Genomic DNA, 23,118 nt, shown 5'->3' with positions numbered 1-23,118 from the left:
AGTATTCGGTCCTTTCATTTATATAAAAAAAGCATCACATAAAAGTTGTACCATTTTGTGCCCTTTTCACTTATAGTATGTAGTGGAGGGATCGAACAGATGAAAATAGCTCTTTTCGGTGCTCATGGACGTGTAGGACAAGCATTTCTTCGTTTCGTTCAAGTAGATGATCGTTACATGGTTCGTTCATTGATTCGAACAAACCGAGAAGAAATGCTTGCGGGTATGTTTCAAGTCACCGGCAATTCAAGAAATCGGGAAGATGTGCTTGAGACAATCAAAGGAGCAGATATTGTTGTGAGCTGTCTATCAACAGATGGTGACGATACATTATCTGTTTCAATGGAGCATATCGTACAAGCCATGAAGCAAACAAATACATCTAGAATTATTACAATTGGTACAGCAGGTATTTTAAAAGCAAGAAAGCAGCCGGAGCTCTACCGTTTTGAAACAAATGAATCAAGACGGACCACTTCCCGAGCAGCTAAAGAGCATGCGAAAGCGTTTGAAATCCTTCAATCGACTGATCTAGATTGGACCATTATTTGTCCAACCTATTTACCAGATGGAGAAGTGACACGGTCATATCGCTATGAGAAAGATTTTCTCCCTATAGATGGAAAGAAAATTTCAGTTGAAGATACCGCACACTTTTTATATCAGCAGTTAAATTCGAAGGAGTTTGTACATCAACGCGTCGGCATCGCTTATTGATGATGCAGCCTGTCCAAACAATATAATCAATAAAAGTCGAGAACAGAATCTCCGACTTTTTTATGCAAAGGAAAAGAGCCTCATTCAATTGGAAGAGGCTCTTTTTTCTACTATTCATCAGCTGTTGGCAACAGCACCTTTTTGCAGTTCATACATTTGTGCATACAGCCCTTCTTGCTGCATGAGTTGTTCATGACTGCCACGCTCGACGATTTCACCTTTTTCTAACACCAAGATCATATCGGCTTTCTTAATAGTGGATAATCGGTGAGCAATCACAAAAGTCGTCCGTCCTTCTTTGACTACATCAAGTGCCCGTTGAATGATCGCTTCTGTTTCTGTATCAATGTTGGCTGTGGCTTCATCTAAAATTAATATCGCTGGATCGTACGCCAATGCGCGCGCAAATGAAATCAACTGACGTTCCCCTGAGGAAAGGGTGCTTCCCTTTTCAACGACTGGTTCATCAAAACCTTCTGGCAGGTGCTTCAATAACTCTGCTGCGCCTACTTGCTTTAATGAAGATTCAATGGTTTCTCTTTTGATATCTTCATTTCCTAAGCTGACATTGGAGGCAATTGTTCCAGAAAATAAATACGGGTCTTGCAGCACAATGCCCATTTGTTTACGCAGCGTTTGGCGCGACTGATCATAAATGCTTTCACCATCTATGAGAATGTCTCCTTGCTGAATGTCATAAAAACGCAGCAGCAAGTTCATGATCGAGCTTTTCCCAGAACCAGTATGCCCCACAAGTGCAACCGTTTGACCTTTCTTTGCTTCAAACGTAATGTTCTTTAAGACATTTTTCCCTTCATTATAAGCAAAGGTGACATCTTTGAATTGAACGTGTCCCTCCAGCTTCTTCTGAACAGGTTCTTCCACTTCTGTTCCTGGTTCATCTAATAACCTGAAAACCCTTTCCGATGAAACCCTTGCTAGTTCCAACCTAGAGAATTGATTCACAATGCCTGTAATCGGCTGGAACAATCGATTTAAATAATCGACAAACGCATAGAGCACACCAATGGACACAATGCCTGTCGCACTTAACGAAGCACCTCCAAAATACCAAATGAGTGCCACATATGCTAAATTTCGCAGCAGGTTAACCAAGTTATGTGAAAGAAGTGAATTTAAATGCAGCATCTTTCGCTGATATCGAAAGTGATTGTTGTTCAGCTCATCAAATTCGTCTTGCGTCGCTTTTTCATGACGAAACGCTTGAATGATTGTCATCCCTTGAATGGCTTCATTTAGCTTGGCATTGATTTCACTGATGATCGAACGAATGCGGTGATTGTACACTGATGCAAACTTTCTGTAAGTCATCGACCATAGGAAAATAATCGGTACTGCGACCAAACAAATGAGTGCCAGCTTTACATTTAACAAAAACATGGCAATGTAAATCCCAATCATGTAAATGGCACTCGTCACGAAATTAGCAAGGACTGTTACATATAAATCACGAATGGTTTCCGTGTCATTTGTGATTCTCGCGACAACCTTTCCAGCCGGTAAATTATCAAAATATCGGATCGGCAGTGTTTGGATGTGCTCAAATACGTCTACCCTCATTTTTTGAATAATTCGATTTGCAATCCTCTGGAGCAAATAATGCTGCCCATACTGAAAGAAAATCGCAACGATGAGCAGTCCTAGATAAAATAGAACAAGCTGCACCAAACCATTGATTTCTGGCTGATAAAAAGCGAAAATCTCCTCTTTTGATAAACGCTTTACCTCATAGGTTTCACGCTCGTTCCCATTATCAATGGTGAGCTGATCTCCCGATATTTTTCTGTTTCCATCAAAACGAATCGGCTCATTCACAAAATAGTAACCGAACCCGACTTGCACTACATTGATTTGCTTTCCAGAATCCATTCCATTATTTAATCGATCTCTTCGTATATAGTTATTTCCCTGGTAATAAACGGTTTTGTCTGTCTTTTCATTGACCTCGACATACGGTTTTTCTACACCTAAAATATGATCATCAATCATTTTCTTCCCAATAAACGGTCCTGTCAGCTCAGCACCAACTGCAATCATTAGAAAGATTAAGGCAACAGACAATACTTTCTTATATAGGAGTGCGTAGGCAAGGAGTCTTCTTCCTGTTGTCATGCCTCATCCCCTCCTTCCAGCTGATTTGTTAGCTGCTGACGCAAAAATTGTTCCTTGTACCACCCATCCTGCTGGATGAGCTCGTTGTGGGTGCCCTTTTGGACAATGCGTCCTTCTTCCATGACAAGAATGAGATCCGCATGTTCAACAGCTGATAGGCGATGAGTTGTAATAAACGTCGTTTTGCCATGACGGTTTTGTCTTAGATTTTCTAAAATAGCGGTTTCTGTTTTTGCATCTACCGCAGATAATGAGTCATCCAGAATTAAAATGTCTGGATCAATTAATAAAGCACGTGCAATGGATATTCGCTGTTTTTGTCCGCCTGACAGCGCCACACCTTTTTCCCCAACCATGGTTTCTAGACCCTCTGGCAAAAGGCGTAAATCCTTTTCAAAATAAGCATCTTTGATTGCTTGTGCTAACTCATCTTGTTTCGCGTCACGATGACCAAAGCGCATATTCTGTTCCACGCTTTTTGAGAAAAGTATATGATCCTGCGGTACATATCCGATCCATTGAAATAACTGATCTAATTCAATGTTTTGGATTGGAACACCTGATAGCAAGATTTGCCCATCACCTGCCGGGTACTGGCGCAGAAGCTGTTTGACAATGGTCGTTTTACCGCTTCCTGTTTTGCCTGTAATCCCAATCGTCTGTCCTTTTCGAACGGTAAAGGACACATCAATGAGATTATCTTTAGATGAAGTTGGATACCTGAATGTCACATGATCAAACTCAATATCTCCAGGCTCTTGTAACGTTTTCGGCTGAGCAGCATCTGTTACGTCCGGCTTGTAGCCGAGTGTATGATTTAACCGGTCTAACGACGCATTTCCTCTTTGCATAATATTAATCAATTCGCCGATCGCAAACATTGGCCAGATCATCATGCCAAGATAGACGTTAAATGCAACAAGCTCCCCAATGGTTAAATCACTTTGGAACACGAGGTATGCTCCGTAGCCGATTCCGATTAAGTAGCTGATCCCCACAAGTAATTTCACTGTCGGCTCAAACAAAGAATCAATGATCGCCACTCGCATGTTTTTTTGAAATACATCATCTGTCATTTCGCGAAAGCGTTCGACATCTTGTTTCTCCTGCACAAAAGAGCGAATGACCCGGACACCTGCCACTGATTCAAGAACGCGATCGTTCATATCACCAAATGCATCTTGAGCGACTGTAAAGCGTTCATGGATTTTGCTTCCATAAAACGCAATCAAGAGCGCCATCAGCGGCATAGGAATAATCGCCATTAAGGTTAATTTCCAGCTAATCGTCAGCCCCATCGTAAAGAAGATCATCAGCATATAAGCAGTGGAATCAACCAAGGTCAGAACGCCAAAGCCTGTTGTTAAGGCCACAGCATTCAAGTCGTTTGTACCTAATGCCATTAAGTTGCCTGTTTTTTTCTTTTCATAAAAGGTAGGCGTCATCTTAAGCAAGTGGCGCATCAGTTTCCCACGCATCACACGCTCCATGACATTTGCGCCGCCAAATAACTGATACATCCAAAAATATGTAAGTGTATAGACGACGACACCTAGTAAGCAAAAAATGGTCACATAAAACACAATACTGGATGTTGTAAATTGACCAGAACGAATGTCATCAACTGCCTGGCCAAGGTATCTTGGCGGCAGCATTTCAAGCACATTCACAATGAGCAGGAGCGTAATAGCAATCGTATAACGCCTCCACTCTTGTTTAAAGAACCAGCCTAATTTCGCAAATACTGAAAACATGTTTGTCTCTCCTTTTCAAGCTAGCCGCTTTCTAAATTTTCCTGCAAGTCACCTTGTTTCGTTTTTTGAGCTTTTGTCATTTGTCTTGATTTTGGCATGTTCACATGCTTTCACTCCTCTTCATTTACTTGTTGTTTTTCATCCCTTTATTTCGAAATGCGAAATGAATTCAACAAAAAAAGAGGCCACCAGCTGGCTGGTACGCCTCTTTTCGTCATGTAAAAAGGCGCATGTTGACAAATACGCAACATACGCCTTGATTCATCCGATCAATTGGAACAGACGAGTTCCTTTTCAATGACCAATGAAGGTGTAATTGTCACGTGAATCAACCCATTCATGCAGTTTGGTTTCATTCTTCCAATGTTGCACATGACATTTCCTCCTTTTGGCTCTTGAATCTTTTTTTATCTTATAGCGGCTGTCACCATTTTGTCAATAAATATTTTTCAATAAATGAAATTTTCTAACAAAAATCAATCTCCCTTATGTGTATCTTTTTCCATTAACGGGTATACCATGAGTGTAAAGACTCCTTTTGAAAGGAATGAGGACATTGTTTCAAGCTGATCGGATGGTCGTTGCATTTGATGGACATGAAGACAGTAAGAAAGCATTAAAAAAGGCAATCGCTTTAGCTAAAACCTTGCATGCCAAGCTGACCGTTACCTATGCACATGATGGCAAAACAGACAGACAGGTGTTTGATGCACCGCGCCCAATGACTGGCGGAGCTTATATCGGCGGCGGTACGGCAGATCTTCAAACACCCCCTGTATATGTACCTCACGATGAACAGCAAAGTCCCTTGATTTTTGAAGACCATACAGAAGAGGTCGTTGCGGAAGCACGAATGCTTTTAAATGAGGAGCAGTTTGAGGCTGCCATTGAAATTGTAGAAGGAGAACCAGCAGAAGCGATTATCGAATATGCGGAGGAAATATCAGCAGACCTCATCGTCATGGGAGCACGTGACCAAAGCAGATTGAAAAAAATGCTGTTTGGCAGTGTGAGTGAAAAGTTATCAGCAAAATCAGATATACCTGTGCTTATTGTGAAATAAATGCATCACAAAAGGCTGTAAACATTGGTTTACAGCCTTTTTTATTTATGAAGAGATGGATGCTTCACTTTCATGTTTAATTTTTTGCTGGAAGCCTTCCTGTACGCGTTTTGTCAGCTCTCCTGGAACGCCTTCCCCTACGGGCTCGCCATCTATTTCAACAATCGGAATGACTTCAGCTGTCGTCGAGCTGATGAAGATTTCCTGAGCGCGCAGCAGTTCTTCTTTGCTTATACGAGTTTCTTCAACCGTACATCCTTCTTCCTCACATACCTCCAGCAACTTTCTACGAGTAATGCCGTTTAAAATGAGATTGTTTGCAGGATGAGTACGAATCACGCCATCAATCACGGCATATACATTCGAGGAGGTTCCCTCGGTCACAAAACCGTCTCTCACAAGGATTGCTTCAAACGCACCAGCTTCAGATGCTTTCTGCTTTTCCATGATGTTATATAAAAGATTTAAGCTTTTGATATCACACCTTAACCAGCGAAGATCCTCAGATAAAATGGCCTTTGCCCCAGCTTTCTGTTCTTGAACAGGCTTTTTCACCTGGAACGTATATGCTGTGATTTGAGGAGTAAGAGAATCACTATATTGATGTTTACGAGGGGCGACACCCCGCGTAACTTGAATATACACACCGCCATCTGTTAATTGATTGTGAGCGACGAGCTGTTGTAACTTTTCTTCCATATCAGATACTGTACCTTGCAGATGAATGCCAATTTCCTTTGCACTCTTGAACAGACGCTCTGTATGCTCCTTTAACGTAAACAAAGTACCATTGTATACACGGATGACCTCATAGACTCCGTCACCAAATTGATAGCCTCTGTCCTCAATATCAACATGTGCATCCTTTTTTTCAATGAAATCTCCATTGTACAATACTTTCATATGGAATCTCCCCTTCGCTTTGCATTAATGGTTGAATCTGATGCTATCTTAGCGGATAAATGGGTACGTTTCAATGATTATTCAGAATTATTTCACATCGTATGAAATGGATAACCTTCTATTATAACAAATATAGTTTGATAACCAAAAAGATTCCAATTTTTTAGCATCTTCTATATTCATAGGCTCTTTTTTCCTGTATACTTACTCCATATAAACACGACAAAAAACAGCGAAAAAAGACAGAATCCACTACATGATTTCGACACAAATTTTTGATTTATTGGAGCGATTGTAATGCAACGGGTTAAAAAAAAACAGACACCTTCAAACACAATGCTGCTCTCAAAGGCGATTGGTTTTGTCATCCTGACACTAATCCTCTTTTTTATTTGGGATATGTCCAAAACCAATATGCAGGCAGCAGATCAGCCGGCGAAATTGTCTGCGAGCAGTCAATTTAGGGACACAAGTACTAGTATGAAAGCAAAAGATGCTTCTCGGAAAACATTAGATGCACATTTTAAGATCCATTCAAATAAACATGTAACGGATCAAACGATCTTTTTAACCTTCGATGATGGTCCATCAGCGACTTCAAATCAGCTGTTAGATGTGCTAAAAGCGCATCAAGTGAAAGCCACATTCTTTATGCTCGGACCGCAGATTAAAGAACACCCGGCAGCTGTGAAAAGACTCCATCAAGAAGGTCATCAATTAGGGCTTCATGGTATTACCCATGATGTGAAACGCTTTTATCAAAAAAGTGATTCTCCTGTTAACGAGATGAAGGAAGATCAGCGCATTTTGGCTTCTGTCACAGGTGAGTATACCCATCTTGTAAGAACACCTTATGGCAGCACCCCAAATTTAACCGATCAGCAAAAAACACGTTTAAAACAAAAAGGCTTTGTCTACTGGGACTGGACCATTGACAGTCTTGACTGGAAATATAAAAGCTCAAAATATGTACCAGAGGTATTAAATCAGCTGCAAGTGCTGGAGACAAAATATCCAAAAGAACCAAAAATCATCTTAATGCATGATCAGCCGGCGACGGCAAAATACTTAAGCAGCTTAATTACGCAGCTAAAGGCAAAGGGCTATACATTTGAAGTCCTTGATGAAACAATGAAGCCGCTGCAGCAATAAAGTAAAACCCGCACCTTTAGGATGCGGGTTTTTTAATGATTTATAAAGCTTTCACGAGATCGCCAATTCGCTCATGAAAGACAAGATCAAAAAGCGGATCGAATTCTGTTTCACTCAAATTCATCATCACCATGAAGATGGAAGGATCATGAGCTGCATCTTCTGGAATATATCTTGCTGGCGCTACCTCCAGGGAAGTCCCCATGACGAGGAGCATGTCCGTTTTCTGAAGTGATGTCTCTACTTGGTCTAAATGTTTGACCATATCGCCAAATAGGACAACATCTGTTTTTAGCACACGTCCACACGTACTGCCGTCTGAGGAAACCCTTTGACAGACCGGCACCTCTTCTTTTAATAAATAAGGCAGATCATATACCGCCTGGCACGATGGACAAGTGGCCGTTTGAATGGAGCCATGGAGTTCATATACATGCTGGCTTCCCGCCTTTTTATGAAGACCGTCAATATTTTGGGTAAAAATATCCACATGCTTCCCTTGTTGCTCAAGGCTGGCTAAAAAGGTATGCCCGCTATTTGGTTCGTATTCTCCACTCATTTTCATTTGAAACAAATCCTTAAATTTCGGCCAGAATTGATGAGGGTTTGATAAAAAGTAGGACCGGCTCATCGCCTCCATGCGGGAAGTATCTTCTGTCCACAGACCACCCGTTGATCTAAAATCAGGAATACCCGATTCTGTACTCATACCTGCACCTGAGAGTACTGTGATATGTGAAGCCTGTGATAATTTCTCTCTTAGTGCTTCCACTTTTGTTTGATCCACGCACCATTCCTCCTTTATTCACCCAGCTGCTTCTCACCTTTTTGTTTCATATAAATGGCCTGACCAGGGAAAGCAAATTCTACGCCTTCCTCGTGGAAAATATCTATGATGCGATAGTTAATATCCTGCTTAATATCAAGGTTTTCAGACCAAGCTGTCGTGTTTGTGTAAAAGTTGAAAAACAAGTTCAAATAGCTGTCTGCCAGTACATCGAGATTTACCATGATTGTCTCCTTATGCACCCCATCATGCTCGTGAAGCATCTGTTTGAGACGCTTAATACACTGATCAATATTTTCCTTTGGTGTATTGTAGGAAACGCGAACAGAAAACGTAATCTGACGTTTATTCATTCTTGTCCAGTTTGTGATTGGCTCCTTAGAAAGCGTAGAATTCGGAACGGTCACGACGGCTTCAGCAGGTGTTCGAAACCTTGTGCTTCGAAATGTAATGTCCTCCACAGTCCCAAGTACACTTGGTGTCTCCACAAAGTCGCCCATCGTAAAAGGCTTCTCCGTAATGATGACTATCCCTCCAAAAAAGTTAGCCACTGTATCCTGAGCAGCGAGCGCAAATGCTAAACCACCTAGACCAAGCCCTGCCACAAGTCCATTTACGTCATAATTAAATTCTTGTGCAATGACGCTAATACTCAGTGCAATAATAATGAAACGAAGTACCTTTGATAAAAATGGTGCTAAAATATCATCCATATCTAATTCAAATTTCGAATTGACCTTTTGAAACAAGAAAGAAGATGCAGCGGTTAAATTACAAAGCCCCCACGTCAGCATTAATATAATAGAAGATCTATACAATTTAACGATGATATCCATATGATGCTCAAAGTATGGTGCCTGTCTTAACGCAAAATATAAACCAAGTGCCACGAAAAACAGCCTGGCTGGTTTTTCAAATGCCACAACAATTTGGTTAATGACCTCCGTTTTAGACCGATTCGTCAGCCTAAACAGAAGCTGAAATAAATACTTCGTAAATACTTTCCGAAGCAATAAAAAAAGCAATAAAATACAAAGGCTAATACCAATTTGGATCGCAATATCTACTGTAAAATATGTATCCATCCATTTTTGTGTAAACATGTCTGTCTCTCTCCTTTAAAACAATCCTCTCTAGTTTATAATATAACCTTCGTTCATGTCCTCTCTTAAATGTCTGACCTCTACATAAAAAGCCTCGGGACTGATCCCGAGGCATGAAGTTCAAATATGAAATTTTGGCTAGAGACATATCGTCGGGCAGCAAACTACTTTTTCTTCTGAGCCTGATCAAGGAGAGTCGCTTTAAACATTTCAGCATCCGTTTCAGCCTTAATACGTTCTTCCACTCTAATTCTCCCTTTACCCAATCATCTCGCCTCCTTTTCATCATTATAAAACATCAGAATTTTCAGTCAACATGACGAAAGCACTAATATTTTGACGAACGCTGACGATTTGGACAAAATTGATCGAAGAAAAAATGATGTAGTTCAGATTTACTCAATAAGAGCTTGGGATATTCCTGCAACTTTTCACCTTTTATACACGATGCTTTCTCACCACACGCCATGTTCCATTACATACAGCTCTCCCTCGTTCCATATAGTAAAGAAGGAAAAACAACAAAAATTTGATATGATAAGACCAGAACTTATGTCAGGAGCTGGAGCATGTGTATATTATCGCGCATAGAGGGTCTTCAAGCGCTGCCCCAGAAAATACAATCGCCGCATTTGATTTAGCTGTTCAGCAAGGTGCGGATTATATTGAGTTAGACGTCCAGCTGACAATGGATCAGCACGTAGCCGTCATCCATGATGATACCGTTAATCGAACAACTAACGGAAGCGGCTTAGTGAAAAGTTATACACTTGATCGGCTGAAGAAACTGGATGCAGGAAGCTGGTTTGATTCACAGTACGCCAACGAACGAATTCCCACCTTACAGGAAATTCTTGAAAGGTACACTCATCGTGTCGGGATACTGATTGAGATCAAGCATCCAAAACGGCAGATTGGGATTGAAAAGGCAGTTGTCGACATCATCAACCGGTTTGCCTATTCCCGTCACATCATGGTTCAATCTTTTGATGCCAATGCACTTCAAAGAGTCAAAGCTTACGCCCCTTCTCTTCGAACAGCTTTTATTATAAAACCCTCTGCCTTTAAACTGACGAAAAGGAAATTAGCGGAGTACAGCTCCTTTGCGAATTGCCTTAATATGAAGAAAACGATGATCAACAGATGGTGGATTGACCGCATCCACTCATTTGGAATGGATGTCTTTATATGGACAGTGAAAGATCAAAAAACAGCCGACAGGATGAAAACATACCTCATTGATGGAGTGGTGACGGATCACCCGCCATTTTTTCTAAAGGAGAAATGATTAAATGAAAGCATATCTCGCCGTATTTATCGGTGGATTGGTTGGTACCCTGTGCAGATATGAACTTAGCCAATCCGTTGTCAGCCAGACATTCCCCTATGCAACACTGATTGAAAACATGACAGGCAGTCTGTTTCTTGGCTTTTCAACAGGATATTTTATGTTTCGGAAAGGAAAAAAATATCTTGCTGCTTTGATCGGAACAGGATTTTGCGGTGGTTTTACGACAATGTCCACTTTTTCTAAAGAAACGGTTCTCTTATTACAGGATGGACTGTTCACATCAAGTATCATGTACATTCTACTCTCAGTGATTGCTGGAGTGGGCGCTGCCTTATGTGGACTGATCACCGCTCAGCGCCTCTTTCAACAAAATGAGCAGCCGAAAGGAAGCAGATAAATGATTGTATTTTATACAGCTGTTGCCGGCGGGATGGGCAGTGCCCTTCGTTTTTTCCTCAGTCAATCGATTCAGAAAACCAAGTTTCATACTCGTTTTCCGTATAGTATTATTCTCATCAACTTACTCGGCGCTGCCGGTTTAGGTTTACTGACAGGTGCAGTGTCTGACAATGATCCGCTGCTTATGATCATTGGTACTGGGTTTTTCGGTGGTTTTACAACATTCTCTACATTTAGTGTAGAAGCTGCGTCCATGCTGCATGAGCGGCAAATTGGACTTCTTGCTGTCTACTTGCTGGTCACAATCATCGGGTCTTTATGTCTCTTTGCTGCGTTTTATCAAATAGGACAGCATCTTATTTAAATATTGGTAATGGCGGCTAAGCTGATGAGCAGCTGATCCATGAGCTGGCGCTTCATCAAAAAGAGTGTTTTTTCACTATAGCCAATTTCCATTGCACACTTTGCCATCCGCCAATCTCGAAAATATTTGTAATCGATGAGCTGCTGCTCTATTTCGTCCAACTCTTTTAATGCCGTTTCAATACAAGCAACGATGAGTTCATACTGACTTTTTTGTTCTTCTAACTTTTTCCGAGTCATGTGGTCGAGATGATGCAGGCTTCTTTTTTCAAGCTGCCTTTCGATATTTAAGATCGCTGCTTGATAATTTTTGAAATTCTTTAAATGAAACTCAATTCGTTTCATTGAGGTTTTTTTCTCCGTGATACTTGCTGTTTCATACCAAAGCATGTCCATCCCCCTCTATCGAACGTTTGTTCTTATTGTATCCGAACATATATTCGTTCAAAAGAGACTAAATACCTAAAAAAACCTTGAGCTTATTTTTCGCTCAAGGTCATTTCGTTTACTAAAAGCGGCTCCTTTATATCAAGCCCAGTGCGTGCGCTGCCTTTTTCTGACGATGTGACGCCTTTTTTCAAATCGATCTTTTTAACGTAGCGTCCATCCATTTCCAGCACTTTCATTCGAATATCATCAAGATAGACGGATTGTCCTTCTCTGATATCAATATTCTCTTTTAAGATGAGTCCGCCGATTGTATCAATTTCCTCATCATGATAAGAGATCTCGATCAAATCTTGAACTTCATCTAATCTCACTTTGCCATCTAAAACATAATGATGATCGGCTCTTTTTTGAATAACTGGCTGCTCATCTTCATCGAATTCATCTCGAATATCTCCGACAATCTCTTCTAAAATATCTTCCGTTGTGACAAGTCCAGACGTTCCGCCATATTCGTCAGTTAAGATCGCCATATGCATTCTATCACGCTGCATCTTAACGAGAAGCTCTTGAATAGGAATCGTGTCGATGACCTCAATCACTGGATATATATAATCTTGAATTTTCAGTTGATCTTTTTCTCCTTGATACACAAGATCTGCAAAGAGCTGCTTTTTGTTCAGCATGCCGATGACATGGTCTTTATCTCCTGAAAAAACAGGGAAACGTGTATACTTTTCCTGCGTCATGATGGCGAGGATATCATCTAACGGCATATCTTCTGGAATCGCACAAATTTCTCTCCGCGGTATCATGATCTCTCTGGCAATTCGATTATCGAAATCGAAAATCTTGTTCATATAATTATATTCTGATGGGTTGATTTCCCCATTTTTTAAGCTCTCAGATAATAAAATCTTCAATTCCTCTTCAGAATGGGAATGTTCTTTTTCAGACCCCATATCGATGCCCATCATTTTAGTTAGCAAACGGGCTGATCCGTTTAACACATAAATGAAAGGGAACATAAGGATATAAAATGCATGCAGCGGGCCTGACAGCCATAGCGTCATTTTTTCCGCCTTTTGAATGGCAAGCGTTTTTGGTGCAAGCTCACCTACAACTACATGCAAAAAGGTAATAATAGAGAACGCAAGTGTTGCTGAGATCAGGCTGATTGCTGAATCAGGAATGTTTGTCAAACCAAAACCTCGAACCAAAAGTTCTTTCACAGCCGGCTTACCAATCCACCCTAAACCAAGAGATGTCACCGTAATACCGAGCTGACAGGCTGACAAATATTCATCTAGCCTTGATGTCACCTTTTTCGCCATGATGGCCTTTTTGGACCCTTCGGCAACAAGCTGATTAATTCTTGAACTTCTCACCTTTACTATGGCAAATTCAGATGCAACAAAGAAAGCTGTTAAAGCAATCAAAACACCGACTATACTCAGATTAACAATATCGTCCATTTAACCTTGCTCTTTCTTAGAAGAACAAGGAGTCACCTCCTGATTGATGATGTTATGTTTTGCAAAACGGTTAACTGATTAAATAAGACTACATTGAGGGCCCCACTTAACCACCTCCGGTTCACGTAAAATTCCGCCTCTCTACATATATATGAAACGGTATTCATTTTATCTTACCATAAATAATCTGAAAATTCCTGTATCATCATGCTGTTTTTGACATGACTGACTAAATTGAGGGAAATCCTCCTCTGTTTCTTCTTATTGGAAGGAAATATGAACAATTAACTTGTGTTTCAGACTAGAATTATATTAAACTATTTTCATAAACTATAACGTGACGGTTAGGAGGAGATGTTCAGATGGGGCTGAGAAAAAGTATCGTATTGGTGAACTAGCACAGATTGCACAGGTGACGAAACGAACTGTAGATTATTATACAAATCTAGGTTTGCTTGCGCCTGTTAGATCTTGCTCAAATTATCGTTATTACGATGAATATGCTTTAAAACGATTACAATTAATCGTTCTTTGCAAACAGCAGAGATTGGCTCTTTCTGACATCAAATCCAGATTAGATGAACAATTCCCTTCTCAAAAGGAAGATCATGATGAACTTGTCCATTTAACCTCTGATATCGATCGGATGAATGAGCATATGGACCGCATTTTGGCACGTTGTAAGCAGCTTCAGCCAGAACAACGTGAAAAACTAAAAGAGCAGCTTACTCCTGAAAAAATGACGGCTGTCCAATCATTTTTACTGCTGTTAAGTTAAAATTTTTACTAAACAGGAGGTGTTACCTTCGTTCTCAAAGTCAGAACGAAGGCCTTAATTGGACATAGTTAATTTACTCATAGTCGCTTTACTTATAGCTTTAACCGCGTTTTTCGTTGCATCAGAGTTTGCGATCATTCGCTTAAGAAGCTCAAGAATTGATCAGTTAATCGCAGAAGGTAATAAAACAGCAGTTGCTGTCAAGCATGTAACGACTCATCTTGATGAGTACCTATCAGCCTGTCAGCTTGGTATTACCATTACCGCCCTTGGTATTGGTTGGTTAGGGGAAGAAACAATCGCGCATATGCTTGCGCCGCTCTTTGCAGAGCTGTCCATTCCTCAATCAGCTAGTTCTATTGTCACTTTTATTATTGCGTTTAGTATCATGACGTTTTTACACGTTGTCGTTGGAGAACTTGCACCGAAAACACTCGCCATTCAAAAGGCTGAGCAAGTATCCCTTCTTTTTGCTAGACCACTGATGATCTTTTATAAAGTGATGTTCCCGTTCATTTGGGTATTAAATGGATCTGCTCGTTTGTTAACGAAAGCGTTCGGTCTTCAGCAAGTATCTGAGCATGACATGGCGCACTCTGAGGAAGAATTGCGGATTATTTTATCAGAGAGCTATAAGAGCGGCGAGATTAACCAGTCTGAATTCAAATATGTAAATAAAATTTTCGAATTTGATGACCGTCTGGCGAAAGAAATTATGATTCCTCGTACCGAAGTTGTCAGCTTCCCATATGATATTACCATTGAGGAAATGCTGAAGGTAACAAAGGTAGAGAAATATACACGTTATCCAATTGAAGATGGCGACAAAGACAACATTATCGGTGTTCTTAACATTAAAGAGGTTCTCACTGCCTGCATTAGCGGTGAGTGCTCTACAAGCGATACGATCGAAAAGTTTGTAAATCCGATTATTCATGTGATTGAAACGGTTCCTGTTCATGATTTACTGCTCAAAATGCAGCGTGAACGTGTACACATGGCCATTTTATCAGATGAATATGGCGGTACAGCAGGTCTTGTCACTGTTGAAGACATCCTTGAAGAAATCGTTGGTGAAATTCGTGATGAGTTCGACATTGATGAAATCAACGAAGTGCGTAAACTTGGAGAAGACCATTACATCTTTGATGGCAAGGTTCTTGTTGATCAAGTCAACCTGCTATTAGGTATACAGCTTGATAATGAAGAGGTCGACACAATCGGCGGCTGGTTCCTTACTCAGAAATATGAAGTAGAGAAAAATGACGCCATTCGTGAACAAGGCTATGAATTTATTATTAATGAAGTCGATGGACACCATGTGGCATACATCGAAGTAAAAAAGTTAAATGAACAATTATTAGAAGCAGCTGAAGAAGGCGCTTCTTAAGACAAAAACGACCCTTGCCTAAGCAAGCGGTCGTTTTTCTTATGCCTTTTCCATTAATTGAGCTTCTAGCTCTTTGATTCTTGTGTTTAATACTTCTGTCATGGCACCTAATCTTTCTTTTGGCGGCAGATGGTCAAATTCAGACAGCTCAATCGGTTCACCGATGATTAAGCGCATTTTCCCTTTTTTGAAAAGGCTTTTCGCATTTGAAGGTCCTTTGTATGCGGCTGGAACAATTGGCGCTTTACCGAGCTGTGCAATGGTAACCGCTCCTCTTTTTAAAGGAACATCCTCTGTAGTACGTGTGCCGCTTGGAAAAATCCCAACGATCTTTCCCTCTTTTAATAATTTAATGGGCGTTTTAATACTGCTTGGCCCAGGATTCTCTCGATCAACTGGAAACGCATGAATCTTTTTTAAAAATCCACCGATCCATTTATTTGCAAATAATTCTTTTTTCGCCATGTAGTGGATCTCAAACGGAAGAATTCCTGCGCCTAATGCAAGAACATCCACAAAACCCTCATGTGTACAAGCAATGACAAAACCCCGATCAGTTGGCAGATTCTCTTTTTGATATACTTTGATTCCACCTCGGAGACCAAATAATAATTTGACGGTATAGCCTGAAAATTTATACATAGTGCACTTCCTTTGTTTGAAGAATGAAGGATTTGTCTCTATTATAACAAATTTTTTATTACCTGGTACTAAAAATTTGTACGCAGTCCAATCCTCCCTATTTTTTTCGTTTAAAATGAACGTTCTGACTGTATTCAAGCACAAGGTTTTAGGGGAGAATAGAATAGGAATTGTGTCCAATTTTGTCGTTTTTCGATGTTTTTTCCTGATTTGTTCTATTGAAAATACTTTATAAATGATGCAAATTTCGCTATGATAAGGAGAAATGATTTTGATTCGGCGAAAGAAATGAGTAATGTACGGTAATGAGAAGTTTCGTGCAACTTTATGCCTTTCTTATGCGTGTATAACATAGAGGGGAGAAAAATCAGTGACGATCGATGAAATTTATCAAATGTATATGAACGATGTTTACAGGTTTCTGCTCTCCATGACAAAAGACAAACATTTGGCAGAAGACTTATTGCAGGAAACCTTTATGCGTGCGTATATACATATTCATTCCTACGACCATAGCAAAGTGAAACCTTGGTTATTTCAGGTGGCACGAAATGCTTTTATTGATTATGTCAGGAAACATAAAAAAGAAGTGACCATATCGGATGACCTCATTGGCGGTCTTTTACAAACGTCTGTACAAAGCCCTGCTGAACAGGTTGAAATAAAGGAAGTTCTCACCATGTATTTGGAGCAGCTTCCAGATAACTACAAGGAAGCGTTGACATTGTATTATTTAAAAGAGCTAAATTACAAGGAAGCATCCAAGGTCATGAATATTACTGAAGCAAATTTTAAAAGTGTTTTATTTCGTGCAAGGCAGCGCCTAAAAGCACTTTACAACAGAGGTGTTAATGATGAATGAAGAGTTTAACAAGCGATGGGAACAATATAATAATGGTGAGATGAATGAGGAAGAAATGATAGCGTTTGAAGAAGAACTTGAAGAAAACGAAAAACGCTTAAGCCAGGAACTGAACGACTCGGATTGGACAGATTTTTCCATCAGTCCTGAGAAGCAAAAAGCCATTTTACAATACGGAAAAAGAAAGTCATATTTACGTATTTCCGTACTTGCTGTCATATCGACACTCATTATTTTACCGCTTTGTACATTAGGAAGTTATTTATACTACGGCGTTGGCGGCGCCGAGAGCAAAGGCAATCATTTCATGGAAACAGCAGCTGTCACCGTCGCTTTAACCAAACCAAACGTGGCCATTGATATGAAGGATTTAAAAGGTCAGGTCAAACTTTTTGGGATGAACACCGAATTGAAGCTGCAAAAGCAAATTGGCAATAAAACAGAAGCTATTGGCAGTGAACAAATCGAGATGTTTTTCGATAAATTAAAGCAGCCTACCATCTCTTATTATGGTGACAGCGCACGCGAAACGGAGGGTTTCTTTACCCATCCTTCGGCGCAGGCAGATGCCTCAAAAAAACAAACACTCACTACGTTAGACAAGCTTCCTGAAGGAACAGTAAGTGAAGTGTATGTGTCCTATGACAGAGCTTATACACCAAAGGATGTTTATTCCTTTGCTAAAAAATACGATATGAAAGTGCTGTGGAATGCGATTAAAACAGAGGATTCATTAAGTGGAAATCAGCGGCCAATCGGCTTTCCTGGGAAGGACTCTGAATTTTTAAAAGAGCTTCAGCACACATCAAAAACTGAGGTAGATCAATTCAAAGATGCCCTTGCTTATGTTAATCAGCACCCGACATGGGCAACAACGATTTCTGGCAGACCTGATCTTGACCTGTCTAATCGTATACGCTATATCGATCAAAATGGCGTCACGATTTATGGCTCTGTGGTCACTGGGCCTTCAAAAGAGATTGAGAAATTTGTAAAGACAAAACGCATTAAAACGGCAAAAGTGAGCGAGGTGGAATTATGGAATTGGTAAGAATTTTTAAAGAGCATAATGTATTTGGCTGGATTTCTGTCGGCACAGCGATATTATCCCTGCTCATGCTAAACCTCGCCATTATCAGCAACGTGACATTTTATTCTTTTCAAATGCTTCCTTTTGCAATGGCCGCAGTTCCATTTGGCATTATTGAACTGTTCATTAAAAAAGGCCGTACGGGTCCAGGTTTCCTCGGTGTCGTACTGAATATCTTTGTCATTGTTTGTGTCTATGCCATCGTATCAATCGATGTCGATCTTCAATTAGGTTTTTAATCAGCACTCAAAAGCAAAAGCCCGTGTTACTTGACTAATGCCAAGCATCACGGGCTTTTTTCATTTATTTTTTATTCAATTCTGAATGCTTTCTTGAATATAAGAAATACACAACCAGCCCAATGGCAAGCCAGATTAAGAAACGTACAAAGGTGATTGAACCAAGCTTATAAATGAGCAATCCGCAAGATAGAATAGCTAAGATCGGAATAAGCGGAACTGCCGGGCATCTGAAGGCTCTCGGTAAGTCCGGCTGCGTCTTTCTCATCACAATGACCGCCACTGATATCAAAATGAATGCTGAAAGTGTCCCGATGTTCACTAAACTTGCCAGCTCATCAAGTGGAATAAATCCACCCATTAATGCTGACAATGTACCGAAGAACAATGTATTGATGTAAGGAGTTTTATGCTTTGGGTGAACTTTTGATAATATCTTTGGCACCAAGCCATCACGAGACATAGCAAACATCACGCGTGTCTGGCCGTACAGCATGACAAGCATCACGGTTGTCATCCCTAGAATCGCTCCGACATCCACAATACCAGCCACCCAGTTTTGTCCGGCTACTTGTAAAACGAGAGACACTGGATGTGATACTCCTTCAAAATTCATAAAAGGAACGATGCCCGTCATAATCGCACTGACAACGACATAAAGCAGCGTACAAATCAATAAAGAAGTAATAATTCCTCTAGGCAGGTTGCGTGATGGATTTTTTGTCTCCTCTGCCGCAGAAGCAACTGCATCAAACCCGATAAATGCAAAGAATACTAGGGCTGCTGCACTTAAGACCCCTGATGTCCCAAATGGAACGAATGGTGTCCAGTTTTCAGGTTTTACATATTTCACAGCGACTAAAATAAAGAGCAGAATCACAGCAATTTTCATAATAACCATGATGTTATTTACTCGTTTTGATTCTTTAATACCAAAGTACAGCAGGAAGGTGATGACCATTAAAATAATAAATGCTGGAAGATTAAAATATGTCACTTGCCCCTTTAAACCACCTGGAGCTGCTGTTAACTCAACTGGTATATGAATCCCTATCCCATTTAAAAAAGACACAAAATAGCCTGACCAGCCCGCTGAAACGGCACTAGCGGCCAGCATATATTCTAATATTAAATCCCAGCCAATGATGAATGCTAGAAATTCCCCCATTGATGCGTACGTAAATGTATACACAGACCCTGATACAGGCACTGTTGAAGCAAATTCCGCATATGACAGTGCTGCAAACAAACAAGCAAGACCTGCGATGACAAATGATAGCACAAGTCCTGGCCCCGCAGTGACGGCTCCTGTACCTGTTAGAACAAATATCCCTGTCCCGATAATGGCTCCAATGCCCAGCATGGTTAAATCAAATGAACCCAATTCCTTTTTTAATGCTTTTTCCCCTTGTGTTGCCGCAATGAGCTCTGAAATGCTCTTTTTTCTAAACAACGAATTGCTCATACCATCACTCCCAAAACTTAGTATCAGTCTAAAGACGCCACATTCATATAATTCACAATATTTTCTGAATATTTAGATTAAATTTAGCGCAATAAATTGGTGGCGTAAAATTATTATATATGAAAATTAAAAAATGAAAACACTTTTTTAAAAAATAGAGTGAAAATTCTTATATATCAACGAAAATATTGTCAATAAAACGGTTAGATTTTCTTCAATCCTTATTCAATTGATAGTTTGTCTCCCTCTATTTATGATACAACATGGAAGATTATATTTTTTTCATATACTTATTATTCAACAAAAATAAGACCCTTTTTTTAAAAGCGAGGTCACAATTATGTTATTTTAAAGCCTTTAGACCGATAGTGATCTATGAGAAAAAGACCAGTTCTGCGGCACAAATGATATATGAAAAAAGAGACTGCTTCATAGCAGTCTCTTAAAATGAATTAGTTTACAAATGTTTTCGCTCCAAGATAAATAGGCTTCCAATAGCTTGATGTCATATCACTGATCGTTACACCGTCAGAAGCAGCATGGATAAACTTATTGTTCCCAAGGTAGACACCCATGTGAGATGGACCCGATTTATACGTTGTAAAGAAGACAAAATCTCCAGCCTTTGGTTTGGATACACTTTTCATCGATCCCCAGAAACCTTCAGTTGTTTGTCTTGAAATCTTTTTTTGTTTGTTAATGATATACCACATAAATCCGCTGCAATCAAAGCCCTTCGGTGTCGTTCCACCCCATCTATATGGAGTACCGTTTTGCGCTTTAGCATCTGCTATGAGCTTAGACGTGTTTAAGGAAGAAGTAGAGACTGTTTTTTCTTTCACAGGTTTCGCCTTTACTTTAGACGTCTTTTTCACCTTTAGCTTTTGCCCGATTTTAATGAGGTCTGTTTTAAGTTTATTTAACGATTTCAACTCTTTCACAGTCATCCCGTATTTTTTGCCGATCTTAGATAATGTATCACCTTTGACAACTTTATGAGTGGCAGTTGCTGAAGCCGTTTTTACTTTTGTTGTTGTTTTTGATGTCTTCACTGCTTTTTTCGAAGAAGTGCCATTCACTTTTAAGGTTTGTCCAACATAAATCACGTTAGATTTCAGCTTATTGTCTGATTTAATTTTGCTCACGCTTGTTTTGTATCTTTTCGCTAGAACAGAAAGAGAGTCACCTTTTTGAACTTTTACTGATTGTGCTGAGGCAGCGCCGGCAAATAATGTCGTCCCAAGTAGAACTGCACTTGCAGCTGTGATCAATTGTTTTTTCATTTGTTCCTCCTGTATGTATCTATCTGATCCGAATTTTTATCTACTCCCTATTATAAGGATCAAATACCAGAAGAAATAGTCTTGACTTCCTACGACATTATGCTTATTAATTCGGCAAAATTTATTTTTTTTTAGGGTTCTTTTTATTTCATTTTTATTACACAATCATGACAAAATAATCGCATCTTGTCATGGATAAATGATACATTCATTTCTCTTTTTGGTTCATTCTATGTAAAGTGGACCTTTACAATTTTAAAGTGAACTTTACGGTGCTGTAAAGAGGAATCCACACTTCTGCTCTACCATTGTAAACGTAAGAGCGATACATAAACAATGAGGAGGCAAAATGAATGAGTGTGTTGAAAAGCTCGAAAACGAAAATTGCTGCAGTGGCAGCAGCATCTGTGCTATCGATTGGCATTTTTTCAGGGATTGAATTTGGACAAGCTGACAAAGCTGAGGCTAAAAAGAAGCCGAAAAATGACGTGCAAAATGTGATCGTGCTGATTGGAGATGGCATGGGAACACCTTATCTTTCAACTTACCGCTCATTTAAACACAACGGTGACCTTTCAAAGCAAACAGCGTTTGACCCTTACCTCACTGGCATGCATAAAACATACCCTGACGACTCTAAAAGTAACATTACCGATTCAGCAGCAGCTGGTACAGCCATGGCCACTGGTAAAAAGACATACAACAATGCCATTGGTGTAAACAAAAACGGCAAAAAACTAAAAACCGTTTTAGAAGAAGCCAAACGAAAGGGAAAATCGACGGGTCTTGTCGTGACATCTGAATTAACAAATGCTACGCCTGCTGCGTATGCCGCTCACGATGTGTCTAGGAAAAACACTGCAGCCATCGCTGATGACTTCTTCGATGAGAAAATCGGAAAACAGCATACAGTCGATGTCATGCTTGGCGGAGGACTTGTCGATTTTGTCCGAAAGGATCGTGATCTGACGAAGGAATTCAGACAAGCCGGTTATGATTATGTCACCAATAAAGCCGCCTTACAAAAAAACAAAAATGAAAAAGTGTTAGGCATTTTTGCTGATGGAGGTCTCGATAAAGCCATTGATCGTGATCAAACGACCCCTTCCCTGCAAGATATGACATCCTCAGCTATCAAACAGCTGTCTAAAAACAAAAAAGGATTTTTCCTTATGGTCGAAGGCAGTCAAATTGACTGGGCTGGACATGATCATGATATTGTCAGTGCAATGAGCGAAATGAAGGATTTTGAAAAAGCATTTGAAGAAGCGATTCGTTTTGCGAAAAAGGATAAAAACACGTTAGTCATCACGACCGCAGATCATTCAACTGGCGGACTTTCCTTCGGAGCAGACGGTTCAGGCAGCTGGGATTACAAACCGGTCAAAGCAGCGAAAAAAACGCCTGACTTTATTGCAAACAAAATTGTCAGCGGCATGCCTGTCGAGTCAGCGCTGAAACAATATATCAATCTTGATTTCACAAAAGAAGAAACAGCCTCTATTCAAAAGGCCGCTGAAACAAAGGATACTGTTAAAATTGATGATGCGATTGAAGAAGTGATCAATACAAGATCACATACAGGCTGGACAACTTCTGGTCATACCGGTGATGAAGTTCCATTCTTTGCGTATGGCCCAACAAGCCAGCAGCTAAAAGGTCTGATGGAAAATACAGATCAAGCGAAACATATCTTTAAATTACTTCATCAATAAAACGAAGAACATTGTAAGAGCAGGTGTAGAAAATGCCTGCTCTTTTTATTGTTCAATCTCCCAGTTGAAATTTCTGAAAATAAAGATATTGACAAATTGTTTATTTGTCTTACAATTAAACAAAAGA

The 23,118-nt window shown here is 40.0% G+C and carries 23 protein-coding genes; 12 read left to right on the top strand and 11 right to left on the bottom strand.

Annotated elements, in window-relative coordinates; genetic code table 11:
• The first annotated feature begins 99 nt into the window (after window positions 1-99).
• The gene (locus NSQ25_RS04805) at window positions 100-717 is read left to right on the top strand and encodes an NAD(P)H-binding protein (RefSeq protein WP_034282230.1); all 618 of its coding nucleotides are present in this window, start codon (window positions 100-102) and stop codon (window positions 715-717) included.
• A gap of 117 nt (window positions 718-834) precedes the next feature.
• Here the strand turns inward: NSQ25_RS04805 and NSQ25_RS04800 are convergent, their stop codons facing one another.
• Together NSQ25_RS04800 and NSQ25_RS04795 are read right to left on the bottom strand one after the other, a co-directional pair.
• A complete protein-coding gene (locus tag NSQ25_RS04800) occupies window positions 835-2,850 on the bottom strand; it encodes an ABC transporter ATP-binding protein (protein WP_034282231.1) in 2,016 nt (671 codons plus the stop codon).
• Window positions 2,847-4,604, bottom strand: coding sequence for an ABC transporter transmembrane domain-containing protein (locus tag NSQ25_RS04795; RefSeq protein WP_065214180.1), 1,758 nt, complete (start codon window positions 4,602-4,604; stop codon window positions 2,847-2,849). The genes NSQ25_RS04800 and NSQ25_RS04795 overlap by 4 nt, the downstream gene beginning before the upstream one ends.
• Before the next feature lie 556 nt (window positions 4,605-5,160).
• Between NSQ25_RS04795 and NSQ25_RS04790 the strand changes: the two genes are divergently transcribed.
• A complete protein-coding gene (locus NSQ25_RS04790; RefSeq protein ID WP_034282233.1) occupies window positions 5,161-5,667 on the top strand; it encodes a universal stress protein in 507 nt (168 codons plus the stop codon).
• Window positions 5,668-5,712: 45 nt separating this feature from the next.
• Here the strand turns inward: NSQ25_RS04790 and dat are convergent, their stop codons facing one another.
• Entirely contained in the window at window positions 5,713-6,570 is an 858-nt protein-coding gene (dat, locus tag NSQ25_RS04785; RefSeq protein ID WP_061109614.1) for a D-amino-acid transaminase, read from the bottom strand.
• A gap of 297 nt (window positions 6,571-6,867) precedes the next feature.
• Here dat and NSQ25_RS04780 point away from each other — a divergent pair, with 297 nt between their 5' ends.
• Window positions 6,868-7,722, top strand: a complete 855-nt coding sequence (locus NSQ25_RS04780; RefSeq protein WP_065214179.1) for a polysaccharide deacetylase family protein — start codon at window positions 6,868-6,870, stop codon at window positions 7,720-7,722.
• Window positions 7,723-7,762: 40 nt separating this feature from the next.
• Here NSQ25_RS04780 and NSQ25_RS04775 read toward each other — a convergent pair whose 3' ends face one another.
• The 3 genes from NSQ25_RS04775 to NSQ25_RS04765 all read right to left on the bottom strand — a co-directional run bounded on the left by NSQ25_RS04775 (window position 7,763) and on the right by NSQ25_RS04765 (window position 9,878).
• On the bottom strand, window positions 7,763-8,509 hold the full coding sequence (locus tag NSQ25_RS04775; RefSeq protein ID WP_080769816.1) for an NAD-dependent protein deacylase: 747 nt from the start codon (window positions 8,507-8,509) through the stop codon (window positions 7,763-7,765).
• Between the two features lie 14 nt (window positions 8,510-8,523).
• On the bottom strand, window positions 8,524-9,612 hold the full coding sequence (locus tag NSQ25_RS04770) for a mechanosensitive ion channel family protein (RefSeq protein WP_046310398.1): 1,089 nt from the start codon (window positions 9,610-9,612) through the stop codon (window positions 8,524-8,526).
• Window positions 9,613-9,776: 164 nt separating this feature from the next.
• The gene (locus NSQ25_RS04765; RefSeq protein ID WP_017360338.1) at window positions 9,777-9,878 is read right to left on the bottom strand and encodes a YhdX family protein; all 102 of its coding nucleotides are present in this window, start codon (window positions 9,876-9,878) and stop codon (window positions 9,777-9,779) included.
• A 305-nt stretch (window positions 9,879-10,183) separates the two neighbouring features.
• On the opposite strand from NSQ25_RS04765, the gene NSQ25_RS04760 reads away from it, so the two are divergent.
• Genes NSQ25_RS04760 through crcB (NSQ25_RS04750) form a run of 3 tightly spaced genes read left to right on the top strand, consistent with a single transcriptional unit; the run spans window position 10,184 to window position 11,666 of the window.
• Entirely contained in the window at window positions 10,184-10,900 is a 717-nt protein-coding gene (locus NSQ25_RS04760) for a glycerophosphodiester phosphodiesterase family protein (RefSeq protein ID WP_034282238.1), read from the top strand.
• A gap of 4 nt (window positions 10,901-10,904) precedes the next feature.
• Window positions 10,905-11,300: a fluoride efflux transporter CrcB gene (gene crcB / locus NSQ25_RS04755; protein WP_046310394.1), complete on the top strand. Its 396-nt coding sequence runs from the start codon at window positions 10,905-10,907 to the stop codon at window positions 11,298-11,300.
• Window positions 11,301-11,666, top strand: coding sequence for a fluoride efflux transporter CrcB (crcB, locus tag NSQ25_RS04750; protein WP_041116974.1), 366 nt, complete (start codon window positions 11,301-11,303; stop codon window positions 11,664-11,666).
• Here the strand turns inward: crcB (NSQ25_RS04750) and NSQ25_RS04745 are convergent.
• Both NSQ25_RS04745 and NSQ25_RS04740 read right to left on the bottom strand, forming a co-directional pair.
• Window positions 11,663-12,055, bottom strand: coding sequence for a transcriptional regulator (locus NSQ25_RS04745; protein ID WP_211042972.1), 393 nt, complete (start codon window positions 12,053-12,055; stop codon window positions 11,663-11,665). The genes crcB (NSQ25_RS04750) and NSQ25_RS04745 overlap by 4 nt on opposite strands.
• Window positions 12,056-12,144: 89 nt before the next feature.
• On the bottom strand, window positions 12,145-13,527 hold the full coding sequence (locus NSQ25_RS04740) for a hemolysin family protein (protein ID WP_041116973.1): 1,383 nt from the start codon (window positions 13,525-13,527) through the stop codon (window positions 12,145-12,147).
• A gap of 337 nt (window positions 13,528-13,864) precedes the next feature.
• Here NSQ25_RS04740 and NSQ25_RS04735 point away from each other — a divergent pair, with 337 nt between their 5' ends.
• Window positions 13,865-14,305 (top strand): MerR family transcriptional regulator, encoded by a 441-nt coding sequence (locus NSQ25_RS04735; protein WP_034667702.1) that lies wholly within the window; start codon window positions 13,865-13,867, stop codon window positions 14,303-14,305.
• A gap of 58 nt (window positions 14,306-14,363) precedes the next feature.
• Window positions 14,364-15,695 carry a hemolysin family protein gene (locus NSQ25_RS04730; RefSeq protein ID WP_034282244.1) on the top strand — a complete coding sequence of 444 codons (1,332 nt, stop codon included), beginning with the start codon at window positions 14,364-14,366 and terminating at the stop codon, window positions 15,693-15,695.
• Window positions 15,696-15,734: 39 nt separating this feature from the next.
• Here the strand turns inward: NSQ25_RS04730 and NSQ25_RS04725 are convergent, their stop codons facing one another.
• The gene (locus tag NSQ25_RS04725) at window positions 15,735-16,337 is read right to left on the bottom strand and encodes a 1-acyl-sn-glycerol-3-phosphate acyltransferase (protein ID WP_024425286.1); all 603 of its coding nucleotides are present in this window, start codon (window positions 16,335-16,337) and stop codon (window positions 15,735-15,737) included.
• A 370-nt stretch (window positions 16,338-16,707) separates the two neighbouring features.
• Here NSQ25_RS04725 and NSQ25_RS04720 point away from each other — a divergent pair, with 370 nt between their 5' ends.
• From NSQ25_RS04720 to NSQ25_RS04710, 3 genes are read left to right on the top strand one after another with little or no spacing between them, the layout of a single operon-like run.
• Complete coding sequence (locus tag NSQ25_RS04720; RefSeq protein WP_024425287.1) at window positions 16,708-17,199, top strand: sigma-70 family RNA polymerase sigma factor; 492 nt, start codon at window positions 16,708-16,710, stop codon at window positions 17,197-17,199.
• Window positions 17,192-18,250: an anti-sigma factor gene (locus NSQ25_RS04715; RefSeq protein ID WP_061109612.1), complete on the top strand. Its 1,059-nt coding sequence runs from the start codon at window positions 17,192-17,194 to the stop codon at window positions 18,248-18,250. The genes NSQ25_RS04720 and NSQ25_RS04715 overlap by 8 nt, the downstream gene beginning before the upstream one ends.
• The gene (locus tag NSQ25_RS04710) at window positions 18,238-18,528 is read left to right on the top strand and encodes a hypothetical protein (RefSeq protein WP_024425288.1); all 291 of its coding nucleotides are present in this window, start codon (window positions 18,238-18,240) and stop codon (window positions 18,526-18,528) included. Before NSQ25_RS04715 ends, NSQ25_RS04710 begins: the two co-directional genes overlap by 13 nt.
• 64 nt (window positions 18,529-18,592) lie before the next feature.
• Here NSQ25_RS04710 and NSQ25_RS04705 read toward each other — a convergent pair whose 3' ends face one another.
• On the bottom strand, window positions 18,593-19,993 hold the full coding sequence (locus NSQ25_RS04705) for an amino acid permease (RefSeq protein ID WP_326136634.1): 1,401 nt from the start codon (window positions 19,991-19,993) through the stop codon (window positions 18,593-18,595).
• 452 nt (window positions 19,994-20,445) lie between these two features.
• Window positions 20,446-21,276 carry a C40 family peptidase gene (locus tag NSQ25_RS04700; RefSeq protein ID WP_041116968.1) on the bottom strand — a complete coding sequence of 277 codons (831 nt, stop codon included), beginning with the start codon at window positions 21,274-21,276 and terminating at the stop codon, window positions 20,446-20,448.
• Window positions 21,277-21,629: 353 nt separating this feature from the next.
• Between NSQ25_RS04700 and NSQ25_RS04695 the strand changes: the two genes are divergently transcribed.
• Entirely contained in the window at window positions 21,630-22,991 is a 1,362-nt protein-coding gene (locus NSQ25_RS04695) for an alkaline phosphatase (protein WP_098676769.1), read from the top strand.
• Window positions 22,992-23,118 lie beyond the last annotated feature (127 nt).

Source organism: Bacillus sp. FSL R5-0512, assembly GCF_038593295.1.
Lineage (GTDB): Bacteria > Bacillota > Bacilli > Bacillales > Bacillaceae > Bacillus > Bacillus safensis.
The sequence above is the reverse complement of the archived record's forward strand: the minus strand, read 5'-3'. Positions and strand labels throughout refer to the sequence as shown.